The organism is Rhodoferax sp. OV413 (assembly GCF_945881795.1).
Taxonomy (GTDB): domain Bacteria; phylum Pseudomonadota; class Gammaproteobacteria; order Burkholderiales; family Burkholderiaceae_C; genus Allorhodoferax.
The window spans coordinates 41673-53661 of record NZ_CAMCVG010000005.1; the positions used below are offsets into that span (position 1 = coordinate 41673).

Annotated in this window: 9 protein-coding genes and 1 pseudogene; 8 read left to right on the forward strand and 2 right to left on the reverse strand. The window is 60.7% G+C overall.

Annotation, left to right across the window (positions count from 1 at the left end; all coding sequences use genetic code 11):
- Positions 1 to 22 precede the first annotated feature (22 nt).
- Complete coding sequence (locus Q0O05_RS01445) at positions 23 to 910, reverse strand: LysR family transcriptional regulator (protein ID WP_293660053.1); 888 nt, start codon at positions 908 to 910, stop codon at positions 23 to 25.
- Positions 911 to 999: 89 nt separating this feature from the next.
- Here Q0O05_RS01445 and Q0O05_RS01450 point away from each other — a divergent pair, with 89 nt between their 5' ends.
- Complete coding sequence (locus Q0O05_RS01450) at positions 1000 to 1983, forward strand: sodium-dependent bicarbonate transport family permease (protein ID WP_293660055.1); 984 nt, start codon at positions 1000 to 1002, stop codon at positions 1981 to 1983.
- A 39-nt stretch (positions 1984 to 2022) separates the two neighbouring features.
- On the opposite strand, the gene ffh is transcribed toward Q0O05_RS01450, so the two are convergent.
- Positions 2023 to 3387, reverse strand: coding sequence for a signal recognition particle protein (gene ffh, locus Q0O05_RS01455; RefSeq protein ID WP_293660057.1), 1365 nt, complete (start codon positions 3385 to 3387; stop codon positions 2023 to 2025).
- Positions 3388 to 3464: 77 nt separating this feature from the next.
- Between ffh and ccsA the strand changes: the two genes are divergently transcribed.
- From ccsA to Q0O05_RS01490, 7 genes and pseudogenes are all read left to right on the forward strand, one after another.
- Entirely contained in the window at positions 3465 to 4268 is an 804-nt protein-coding gene (ccsA, locus tag Q0O05_RS01460; protein ID WP_293660059.1) for a cytochrome c biogenesis protein CcsA, read from the forward strand.
- Complete coding sequence (locus Q0O05_RS01465; RefSeq protein ID WP_293660061.1) at positions 4157 to 4495, forward strand: PP0621 family protein; 339 nt, start codon at positions 4157 to 4159, stop codon at positions 4493 to 4495. Before ccsA ends, Q0O05_RS01465 begins: the two co-directional genes overlap by 112 nt.
- Positions 4495 to 6204 carry a PAS domain-containing sensor histidine kinase gene (locus Q0O05_RS01470; protein ID WP_293660062.1) on the forward strand — a complete coding sequence of 570 codons (1710 nt, stop codon included), beginning with the start codon at positions 4495 to 4497 and terminating at the stop codon, positions 6202 to 6204. The genes Q0O05_RS01465 and Q0O05_RS01470 overlap by 1 nt, the downstream gene beginning before the upstream one ends.
- Positions 6205 to 6208: 4 nt before the next feature.
- Positions 6209 to 7666 carry a sigma-54 dependent transcriptional regulator gene (locus Q0O05_RS01475; protein WP_293660064.1) on the forward strand — a complete coding sequence of 486 codons (1458 nt, stop codon included), beginning with the start codon at positions 6209 to 6211 and terminating at the stop codon, positions 7664 to 7666.
- On the forward strand, positions 7659 to 8267 hold the full coding sequence (ampD, locus tag Q0O05_RS01480) for a 1,6-anhydro-N-acetylmuramyl-L-alanine amidase AmpD (RefSeq protein ID WP_293660069.1): 609 nt from the start codon (positions 7659 to 7661) through the stop codon (positions 8265 to 8267). The genes Q0O05_RS01475 and ampD overlap by 8 nt, the downstream gene beginning before the upstream one ends.
- Before the next feature lie 393 nt (positions 8268 to 8660).
- Positions 8661 to 11579, forward strand: a complete 2919-nt coding sequence (locus Q0O05_RS01485) for a ribonucleoside-diphosphate reductase subunit alpha (RefSeq protein WP_293660065.1) — start codon at positions 8661 to 8663, stop codon at positions 11577 to 11579.
- A 119-nt stretch (positions 11580 to 11698) separates the two neighbouring features.
- A pseudogene (locus Q0O05_RS01490) lies at positions 11699 to 11989 on the forward strand (ribonucleotide-diphosphate reductase subunit beta); the annotation flags it as partial.

Consider the following 11989-nt stretch of genomic DNA (forward strand, 5'->3'; position numbering starts at 1 on the left):
AGGTGGGCCGAGAGCCGCCCATTCATTCCGAAAAATTGGACAAATACCCCATAAAGGCTTCGGCCAATGGCGACAAGCGCTTACCGGAGAGGTGAACGGTGTACCAGCTGGAAAAGATGGGAAAACCCTGGACACTGAGCACGGTGAGCCCTTGTCCGGTGAGGTCCGTCCCGAGCGCGTGTTGGGACACCACAGACAGCCCCAGCCCGCCGGCGACTGCTTGCTTGAGGGCCTCGTTGCTGCCCATTTCCAAACGGATCCTTGGAACAAACCGTTGCGACTCGAAATGGGAGACCGCGTTTAACCGGGTGCCTGAGCCTTTTTCCCGCAATACAAAGCGTTCTTCCTGCAGGTCGGCCAGTGTGATGTTCGCGCGGTCCGCCAGCGGATGGGACAACGGGGCAATCAGGACGAGCGGATTGGCCAGGAAAGCATGGGTGACCGCATCCACATCGGCAGGCGGCTTGGACATGATGTAGAGGTCGTCCAAATTGTCGCGTAGGCGTTGGATCACGCCGTCGCGGTTCAAGACTTCCAATGCGATTTCAACGTCGGGGTGCATCCGGCAAAAGTCCCCGAGCATGCGCGGAATAAAGTACTTCGCGGTGCTCACCACAGCCAGGCGCAATCGGCCCGCAGTCAGGCCCCGCTTGGCGGCAATGCCCTGCTCAAAACGGTCCCACTCCTGAAACATTGCGCGCGCAGTGGCGGCCAGATCATTCCCGGCATCGGTGAGATGCAGTTTTTTCCCGGTGACTTCGTACAGCGGCAACCCGACGCTTTCGGTCATTTCTTTCAGCTGCATGGATACCGTGGGCTGCGTGACGCACAGGGCACGGGCGGCCCCGGTAATGCTGCCCTGCTCCACCAAGGCCAAAAAGGCGCGCAACTGGCGGAAAGTCAGATTCATAGATATTTATCTATATTTAATTAAGTTAAATTTAGTTTACTTTATACAAGTCAGTCCATAGGATCAGGGGAATCCCTGAAAGGCACCCCATGCATGCGCTTCTTGATCCCGTCATCCTCTTCTTCATGCTGGGCGTTGCTGCGGGCCTGTTGAAATCCAACCTTGAAGTACCACCCCAAATTTCCCGCTTCCTGTCCCTTTACCTGTTGATGGCCTTAGGGCTCAAGGGCGGTTTTGGCTTATCGAATTCGGGGCTGACCGCTGATGTCGGGGTTGCGTTGGCGCTGTCCGTGCTGTTGGCGACGGTCATCCCCTGCATTGGCTATTTGCTGATGCGCCGACTTTTGGCGCCCTTTGATGCCGCCGCTGTTGCCGCCACCTATGGATCGGTCAGTGCGGTGACTTTCATCACCGCAGTCCAGTACATGGAAAACCGGGGGTATGCCACCAGCGGGCACATGACAGCCGCGATGGCGCTCATGGAATCCCCCGCCATCATCATTGCAATTGCGATCGCGGCAGCCCTCCGCAAGACGAAATCTGCGGGCGGCGTGCCATCGGCAACCGGGCGATCCGGCCACAGCGTGCGCAGCCTGCTGCACGAATCACTCACCGATGGCGCTCAGTTCTTACTACTGGGGTCGATGGCGGTCGGCTTTATGACCGGCCAGGAAGGCAAGTTGGCGCTCGAACCGTTTACCGACAATTTGTTCAAAGGAATGTTGGCTTTTTTTCTGCTGGACATGGGCTTAAGCGCTGCGCGCAATTTGCCTCAACTGCAGGGGCAGACACCCTGGATTTACGCCTACGCCATCGCAGCGCCAGTGGTTCACGCCGCGATTGCGCTGGGTTTGGGATATGCCTCCGGCTTGCCGGCCGCAGACCTCGCTTTGCTGATGGTGCTGGCAGCAAGCGCGTCATACATTGCGGTGCCGGCAGTCCTCAAGCACTCGATGCCGGAGGCCAACCCGGCCATCTATCTGGGGATGTCCCTGGGTATCACGCTGCCGATCAACTTGATTATCGGAATACCGGCCTACGTCCAGATTGCCTATGCCTGCGCCAGAGGCTAAGCGGCGCTCCTAGGTACCCCGCGAAAAAGGAATGCGCCCTCAGAAGGGCATTTTGGGCATGCCCTTCATGCCTCCCATGCGCTTCATCATTTTCATCATGCCGCCGCCCTTCATCTTTTTCATCATGTCCTGCATCTGCTCAAACTCTTTGAGCATGCGGTTGACATCCTGCACCTGGACGCCGGCCCCAGTCGCGATGCGGCGCTTTCGGGTGGCTTTGATGATGTCGGGCTTGCGGCGCTCCATAGGGGTCATGCTGTGGATGATGCCTTCCTTGCGGCGAATGTCGCGCTCGGCTTTGTCCATGTCGATCTGACCCGCCTTGGCCGTCATGGCGGCGGGCAGCTTGTCCATCAGGCTGGAGAGGCCGCCCATTTGCTTCATCTGCTGGATCTGCGCCAGAAAATCGTTCAGGTCGAAGTCACCTCCGCTCTTGACCTTGTCAGCCAGCTTCTTGGCGGCCTGCATGTCCACGCCGGCGGTGACTTGCTCCACCAGCGCCACGATGTCGCCCATGCCCAGGATGCGGCCGGCGTGGCGGTCGGCGTCAAATACCTCGAGGCCGTCGAGCTTTTCGCTGGTTCCGGCGAACTTGATGGGCGCGCCCGTGACTTGCCGCACCGAGAGGGCCGCGCCGCCGCGCGAGTCGCCATCGGTCTTGGTGAGGATGATGCCGGTCAGGGGCAGCGCGTCCTTAAATGCCTTGGCGGTGTTGACCGCGTCCTGCCCCTGCATCGCATCCACCACAAACAGCGTCTCGACCGGGTTCAGCGCAGCGTGCAGGTTCTTGATTTCCAGCATCAACGCGTCATCAATCGCCAGGCGACCGGCGGTGTCGACCAGCAGCACATCAAAGAAATGCTTCTTGGCGTAATCCAGCGCGGCACGGCCAATGTCTACCGGCCTCTGATCGGGCGTGGAAGGAAACCACTCGGCCCCGGCCTGGGCGGTGACGGTCTTGAGCTGCTCGATCGCCGCAGGGCGGTACACGTCGCCGGACACGGTGAGCACCTTTTTCCTGCGCTTTTCAATCAGGTGCTTGGCAAGCTTTGCGGTGGTGGTGGTTTTACCGGCACCTTGCAGGCCCGCCATCAAAATCACCGCCGGCGGCTGGGCCGCGAGGTTGATGTCACTGACGCCCTCACCCATGGTGGCGGCGAGCTCTCGGTTGACGATGCTGACCAGCACCTGGCCAGGTTGCAAGGAGCCCTGCACCTCGGCGCCCAGGGCCTTTTCTTTCACCCGGGCAATGAAGTCCCGCACCACCGGCAGGGCCACATCGGCCTCCAGCAGCGCCATGCGCACTTCGCGCAACATGTCAGCCACATTGGATTCGGTGATGCGCCCCTGGCCCCGGAGGTCTTTGACGAGGCGGGAAAGTTTGTCGGTAAGAGCGGAGGCCATAGGAGGTAGTGCGGCAGGTGCAACCTGCGGTGTAAGCCGGAAGGTGCCGGCAGGGAGCAAAACGCTAAACTGTGCACATGATTTTAGCCAGTGCGTCCCCCGTGAGCGTGAGCCTGTCGGTTTTGGCGGCATGCGCCTACGCCTGGCCGGCCCTGCGCGCCTCGCGCCAGTCCGCATCCATTGCCCGCGCGTGGGTGGCACTGGCCTGGTTTCTGCACGGTGCGGTGCTCACCTGGGGCCTGCTTCAAACGCCCGCATTCTTTGGTTTTGCGCCGGCCTTGTCGATGACGGCATGGCTGGTCGCTGCGGTGTACGCCATTGAGATCCAGATTTACCCCCAGCTTCAAACCAGGTGGACGCTGTCCGCCGTGGGGGCAGTGGCGGTGGTGCTGGCATGCGTGTTCCCGGGCGCAGCCCTGCCGCAATCCGCGTCGATGTGGCTTCCGATTCACTTGGCCTTGGGCGTGGCAAGTTACGGGCTCTTCGGCACTGCGGTGGTGCATGCGTGGTTGATGAGCCGCACCGAAGCGCGCATCCGCCGCGCGGCAGAGCCACAAAGCGGCCTGCCCCTGCTCACTCTGGAGCGCCTGACCTACCGCTTTGTCGGGGCTGGCTTTGCCCTGCTCACCGCCACTCTGGTGATGGGCTACGTTTTTGGGGACGTGGTGTATGGCGCGGGCCACGCTTGGCGCTGGGATCACAAAACGATTTTCTCCGTGCTGTCGTGGATGACCTTCGCAGGCCTGCTGGTGGGGCGCAGCCGATTCGGATGGCGCGGCAAGCATGCTGTGGCGGTGTTGTACGCGGGGTCGGTGCTGCTGCTGCTGGCCTACGTCGGCTCGCGCTTTGTTCTGGAAGTTTTGTTGGGACGCGCGACGTGAAATACCTGATCTTGCTCGGCGTGATTGTGGTGGTCGTTTGGTTTTGGCGTAACAAAAAGACCGCGTCCCGCGAGCCGGCCCCTCCCCGACCACCGGCGGAGCCGCCAAACGCTGCAGAGATGAGACCCTGTCAACACTGCGGCCTGCACATGCCCGCCGCCGATATGGTGCAGGGCCCTGCCGGCCTCTACTGCAGCACCGAGCACCGGCAACTCGCAGAGCGCTGATGCGTCACGACGCTGCGGAACACTCGTGGTTCGGCCCGTCCCTGCCGCAATCCCTCAAGGTCGCCGACGGCGCCGGCGACTTCAAACGCCTCTGGCAGGCTTTTATGACCGCGCGGCTGGTGCTGGGCACCGTGCTGGCCCTGATGCAAACCGCGCTGTATCTCAGCGGTTCGACCCACAGCGAGGCGATACTCGCTCTGTGCTTTGCCTATTTTGCAGGCACCGTAGCAACGCGCCTCTTTCTGCGCCCGCGGCCGCTGGGCGGCGCCTTCACCCGCAGCTGGGGAGGCCTGATAGGCATCGATGTACTGGTCTTTTCGGCATTGCAGTGGCTGCAAGGCGGCAACTTAAATTACGCCCCGTTGTTCGCCCTACCGGTGCTGGTGGCCTCAGTGCTCGGGTCACTCCGGCTGGCGCTGGGAACGGCAGCGGGGGTTACCATGATTCTGCTGGCCGGCGCGGCCTGGGCGCAGCTACAAAGCGAGTTGGGTGGTACAGCGTCGCTGGTGCAAATCGGTGTCAGCGGCCTGGGCTATTTCGCCATCGCATTCCTGGCCAATCAACTGGCCACGCGCTTGGCCAATGAGGGGCGCCGCGCCCGGCAAAGTCAAGTGGCCGCCAACATCCAGCGCGAGGTGAATGAGTTAGTCATCGATGCCCTTCCCGAGGGAGTGATGATTGTGGACCACGGCGACATCGTCCGCGCTGCCAACCCCGCAGCGCGCGCCATGCTGGGCACCGACCTGCACCGCCAGGCCCACGCCTTTGACCTGAAGGCCGAGCACGCGTGGCAGCCCCTGCTGGCTCTGGCGCGTCTGAGCTTGCGCAGCGGCGGCAATCAAGAGGCGGAGGTATCCCTATCCAGCGAGAGCAGTGGCCCGCTGAAGATGCTGGCCAGGACCCGGCTGGCCGCGCCGCAAGGCATTGGCGAAGACAGCCTGTGCGTGCTCTTCCTGCAAGACCAGCGGCAGGCCGAAGCGCGGCTTCGCACGGAGAAGATGGCCAGCATGGGGCGTATGTCCACCGCCGTTGCACACGAAATCCGCAACCCGCTGGCGGCCATCAGCCAGGCTAACGCCCTTCTGGCCGAGGAATTGACCGACCCCGCGCAGCTGCGCCTGACCGGCATGGTCTCGCAAAATGCCCTGCGGCTGGAAAAGATTGTGGATGACATATTGAATGTGGCGAGGGCACGGGTGGCCTCCCACGCTGAGAACGGCACCTTGTTCGGCCTGAGCGAATCGGTGCAGCACATCACCCGGGAATGGGCGGGGCAACACCCGAAGACCGCGCTGATTTTGATGGACGTTGACCCCCTAGCCCATGCCGTGCGATTTGATCTCGAACACCTGCGACAAGTTTTAATCAATTTGCTGGACAACGCTCTGCGGTATGCCAGCGCCTCGCCGGAGGCCGTACAAATTGCGGTCCGTTACAGCCAGGAACAGGCCTGGGTGTCAGTGTGGAGCGATGGCGCGCGCATGGATCAGACCGTGGAGCGGCATTTGTTTGAGCCCTTCTTTTCTTCGGAAAGCCGCTCCAGCGGCATGGGGCTGTACATTGCGCGCGAGCTGTGCGAGAGACATGGCGGCACGTTGACCTACCAGCGCACGATGCGCCTTCGCGAGGGCCGGAAAATGGAAGGCAACGAATTCCTTCTAGCGCTGCAGCTGTTGCCATCCGCCGCCCAGATTGATGTTGCGCCCTAAGCCCATGAGAAGCCACTCGCCCATCACGTCACCCTGCATATTGGTTGTGGACGACGAGCCCGACCTGCGCACGCTTTATGAGCTCACTCTCCTGCGTGAAGGCCACCAGGTGGACACCGCGGGCTCGGTGTTTGAGGCGGGTCAGGCATTACAGTCGCGTCGCTACGAATTGGTGATTTCGGACATGCGCTTGCCCGACGGAACGGGCATCGACCTTTTGCACACCCTGCGCGAGCGGCGGGACGGCGAGCGCTGTATCGTCATCACCGCCTATGGCTCCGCAGATAACGCTGTGGAATCCCTCAAAGCCGGAGCTTTTGATTACCTGACCAAGCCGGTGGACCTCAAGCAGTTCCGAGCGGCGGTTGCCTCGGCCCTGGCAGGCGTTATGGACCGGACCGAAACCACAGTAGGCGACACGCCCGCCCTTGTTCGGAGTGTGGCCCCGGAGCGCGGTAGTGGCGCGGTGAGCGCTGTGGACCGGTTAGTCGGCGAGTCGGCCCCGATGTTGGCGGTCAAAGAGCGCATCAGCAAAGTAGCCCGCGGCATGGCCCCGGTCCTGATCAGCGGAGAATCCGGCACCGGCAAGGAACTGGCAGCCCGCGCAATACACGCGAGCAGCCACCGCGGACGCGGCCCTTGGGTGGCGGTGAATTGCAGCGCTATCCCGGAAGCTTTGTTGGAAGCAGAGTTTTTCGGCGTGCGTAAAGGCGCCTACACCGGCGCCACCCAGGACCGCGAAGGCTTTTTTCAGGCTGCGCACGGAGGCACTCTGTTCCTCGACGAGATCGGAGATCTGCCGCTGACCATGCAGTCGAAATTGCTGCGCGCTATTCAGGAACGCAAAGTCCGGCCTCTGGGCAGCAACCGCGAGGAGCTGGTAGATGTGCGGCTGGTCAGCGCCACCCACAAGGACCTGCGTGCCGAAGTAGCTGCCAACGCATTCCGGCAAGACTTGTTTTACCGGCTGAATGTCATCGATATTCACCTGCCGGCGCTGCGTGAGCGCAAAGAAGATTTACCCCTGTTGAGCCGTGCCATCCTCGAGCGGATCGGCCTGGAGACGGGAGCGCCCGTGCCGGCCCTCACTGAGGAATTGCTCGCGCAACTTGCATCGCACCCGCTCCACGGCAATGTCAGGGAGCTGGAGAACCTGCTGCACCGCGCCATGGCCCTCTCCGACGGGAAAGAGTTGCGATGGGACGGCGCTTCAGCCCCAGTGGCCCCGGATAACGAGCCCAACCATCCAGAGACCGCCAAGCCCCCGGTTGACATTCCATCTGATTTGCAAGGCCACCTCGACGCACAAGAGCGCGAAATCCTGGTCTGCGCCTTGCGTGACAGCAAGTTCAATCGCACCGCCGCCGCGCAGCGTCTGGGCATCAGCCTGCGCCAGATTCGCTACCGCATGCAGCGCTTGAACATCGAAGCTCCCGGAGATGACGATGTCGACGATGCCTGATCCTTCTCTGATGCAGCCGGTCATCGGGCCTGTCGAACTGGCACCGACGTGGCAAGGCGGCTGGTGGCTTGGGGCAAAGCATGCACACTCGCCCAATTTCGGCCCTCGCCCCGCACGGGCCATCATTGACCTGGTGGTGCTGCATTCCATTTCTCTGCCGCCGGGCCGCTACGGTGGGGGCGAAGTCCAGCGCCTGTTTACCAACACCCTGGACTGGGACGAGCACCCTTACTTTCAGAGCATCCGGGGCCTTGAGGTGTCCAGCCACTTCTTTATCACCCGCCAGGGTCAGGTATGGCAATTCGTGGGATGCGACGAGCGGGCTTGGCATGCGGGGCGGTCCTCGTACCGGGGGCGCGACAACTGCAACGATGACTCCATCGGTATTGAGCTGGAGGGCCTGGAGGGCGATCAGTTCACGCCCCCGCAGTACCAGAGCCTTCGCACGCTGTGCGCCGCCATTGCGCAGCACTACCCCATCGGCCATGTAGCCGGACACGAGCACATCGCCCCGGGCCGAAAAAATGACCCGGGAACCGGCTTTCTGTGGACAGATGTCCGCGCCTGGCCTGAATTGGCGGCGTGGCAGTTTCCGGCCTGACAGCGCGGGTACAACCCGTCACCCCATCGCTTCACAGACTCGGGAAAATTTTCTGTCGCTTGAATAGTCGCTGGCTCAGACCTCGACCTAATAAGGACGGGCGCTAGCGGGCCAAAACCCTTGCGGAGCCCCATCCAGACTCGCTGCAACCGTGCAAAACACGACAGGTTGCGGCCCGCGCGAGGCACCCGGATTCCACGGCCGATAAATAAAAATAGTTCTCACACATAAATCTTGAATAAGGCAGGAAAACACTACCGGTAGTGCCTTGCCACCCGTTCAGACACCAGATATAGTGTGGCCTGCTTGTTGCAATCCGATGCTCGGCATCAGCGCAACAATCTTTGCAGGCTCCGGAATACGACAAAAAATTCCGATTTAGACGAGGAAATCATGCAAGCTATCTCCACCGCAGTGCCCGCTGGTACGCAACCGCTGCTCACTCCCATCGCCGAGGATGAAGCACACTCCTCCACGATGTACGCGCAGTACCAAATCATTCGCCGTAATGGCGCGGTCGTGCCCTTTGAGCCCAACAAAATTGCGGTCGCCATGATGAAGGCGTTCCTCGCGGTCCACGGCACACAAGGTGCGGCATCTGCCAGCGTCCGCGAAACCGTGGACAGCCTCACGCAGCAAGTGATTCGCGCGCTTGTGCGCTCACGCCCCGGCGGCGGCACCTTCCATATAGAAGACGTACAGGATCAGGTGGAGTTAGGCCTGATGCGGGGCGGACATCACGAGATTGCCCGTGCTTACGTGTTGTACCGCGAACGCCGTACCCAGGAACGTGCGAAACAGGTAGCCAGTGCAGCCCCCGCTACGCCCACCCTGCATGTGATCGACCAGGGCCAACGCGTGCCCTTGGACTTGGCGCAACTGCAGGCCCGCATCGAGAACGCTTGCGCGGGACTCGGAGCCGACGTAAAGGCCGGCCCCATCCAGGCGGAGACCATGCGCAACCTCTACGACGGTGTGCCGCTGGACGAGGTTTACAAAGCGTCCATTCTTGCTGCCCGCACCCTGATTGAAAAAGACCCGGACTACACCTACGCCACCGCACGCTTGCTGTTCCACACCATCTCCCGCGAGGTGCTGGGCCGCGATGTGGCACAAGCTGACATGCAGGAAGCCTATGCAGACTACTTCCCCAGCTTCATCAAGCGCGGTGTGGAAGCTGAGCTGCTCGACGAAAAGCTCCAGCAGTTCGACCTGAACCGCCTGGGCCGGGCCCTCAAGGCTGACCGCGACCTGCAGTTCGACTACCTCGGCCTGCAAACACTCTACGACCGCTATTTCCTGCACACCGCCAAAGTTCGCATTGAACTACCCCAGGCATTCTTCATGCGCGTCGCGATGGGACTGTCGCTGAATGAAATCGATCGCGAAGCACGCGCCATCGAGTTTTATGAGGTGTTGTCCACCTTTGACTTCATGTCGAGTACACCGACACTTTTCAACAGCGGCACCCTGCGCTCTCAGCTTTCGAGCTGCTACCTGACCACCGTGCCCGATGACCTGGACGGCATTTACGAATCCATCAAAGAGAATGCTCTGCTCTCCAAATTCGCTGGCGGCTTGGGCAATGACTGGACCCGCGTCCGCGCACTGGGGTCCCACATTAAAGGCACCAACGGCGAATCTCAAGGTGTGGTGCCTTTCCTCAAAGTCGTGAACGACACGGCTGTAGCGGTGAACCAAGGCGGCAAGCGCAAGGGCGCTGTCTGCACCTACCTCGAAACCTGGCACCTTGATATTGAGGAGTTTCTGGAACTGCGTAAGAACACCGGCGACGATCGCCGCCGCACACACGACATGAACACCGCGAACTGGATTCCAGACTTGTTCATGCGTCGCGTGATGGAAAAAGGCACTTGGACATTGTTCTCTCCTTCCAACGTGCCCGACCTGCACGACCTGTTCGGGTCAGACTTCGAAAAAGCCTATGTGGCATACGAAGAGAAAGCGGCACGCGGTGAAATCAAGCCATCGCGCACCATCCAGGCGAGCGACCTGTGGCGCAAGATGCTGACGATGCTGTTTGAAACCGGTCACCCCTGGATCACATTCAAAGATGCGTGCAATGTCCGCTCGCCGCAGCAACATGCCGGCGTGGTGCACTCCTCCAACCTCTGCACCGAAATCACGCTCAACACCTCCGACACTGAAACCGCGGTCTGCAACCTCGGGTCGGTGAATCTGCTCCAGCACTTGAAGGACGGCGACCTCGACCACGACAAACTCAAGCGCACTGTTTCTACCGCGATGCGCATGCTGGACAACGTGATCGACATCAACTACTACGCGGTCAAGAAGGCGCGCGACTCGAACATGCGACACCGCCCCGTGGGCCTGGGTTTGATGGCATTCCAAGACAGCCTGTATGAACTGCGTATTCCCTATGCGAGCGATGCTGCGGTGGCTTTTGCGGACCGCTCCATGGAGGCAATCAGCTACTACGCCTACTGGGCTTCCACAGATCTGGCGCGGGAGCGCGGCAAGTACAACAGCTACAAGGGCAGCCTTTGGGATAAGGGAGTTTTGCCTCTTGACACACTGGACATGCTGGCCAACGCCCGGGGCGGTTATGTAGAAGTGGACCGCTCGTCCACCCTGGACTGGAACGCACTGCGCAACAAAATTGCTGCTGATGGCATGCGCAACTCCAACTGCGTAGCGATTGCCCCGACCGCTACGATTTCGAACATCATCGGCGTCGACGCCTCCATTGAACCTTGCTTCGGCAACCTGTCGGTGAAGTCCAACCTCTCAGGCGAGTTCACCGTGATTAACAGTTACCTGGTGCGAGACCTCAAGCGTCTGGGGCTGTGGGACGACGTGATGGTGATGGACCTGAAGCATTTTGACGGCTCACTCAGCCCCATCGACCGTGTGCCGCAAGAAATCAAACAACTCTACGCCACCGCGTTTGAAGTCGAGACGCAGTGGCTGGTGGAAGCTGCCGCGCGTCGCCAGAAGTGGATTGACCAAGCGCAGTCACTGAACATCTATATGGCAGGCGCCTCCGGTAAAAAGCTGGACGAGACCTACAAGCTCGCATGGTTGCGCGGCCTGAAAACCACCTACTACCTGCGCACCATGTCGGCGACTCATGCCGAAAAGTCGACGGTCACCGCGGGGCGCCTTAATGCGGTTTCATCGGGCAACGACGCGCAAGGCTCTACCAAAATGTCCAGCGCTCTAGAGGCAGCGGCTGCGGCTGCCAAAGCCCAAATGGAGATGGCCGGCAACGCAGCTACAGATATCAAATTCTGCGGCGTTGATGACCCCACGTGCGAGGCTTGTCAGTAATGGCGATCGCATCGCAGATGACACTGCGATGCGACTGAACAACACTAGTTTTCTGTGAACTGCTTGATTGCTTTTCAATTTAATCCACTGCTCTCATAATCCGCTGATTGGAATTTTTTATGTTGTCCTGGGAAGAAGAAATCAAGCCCGTATCGCCGTCGAATTTCGCACGCAATCCGCCTGACCGCTTGGGCCTTGCACAGGCGCTTCTCGCTCCGGCTTTTGCGTCAAACCCGGTGACTGCCGAGGCAGTACAGGCCAGCACTACGAGCTCAGGTGGCCGGCGAGTCAATGCCTCTGACAAGCGCATCATCAACGGCCAGACCGACGTCAATCAGCTCGTACCCTTTAAGTACAAGTGGGCTTGGGAAAAGTATCTGGCCACTTGCGCCAACCATTGGATGCCACAG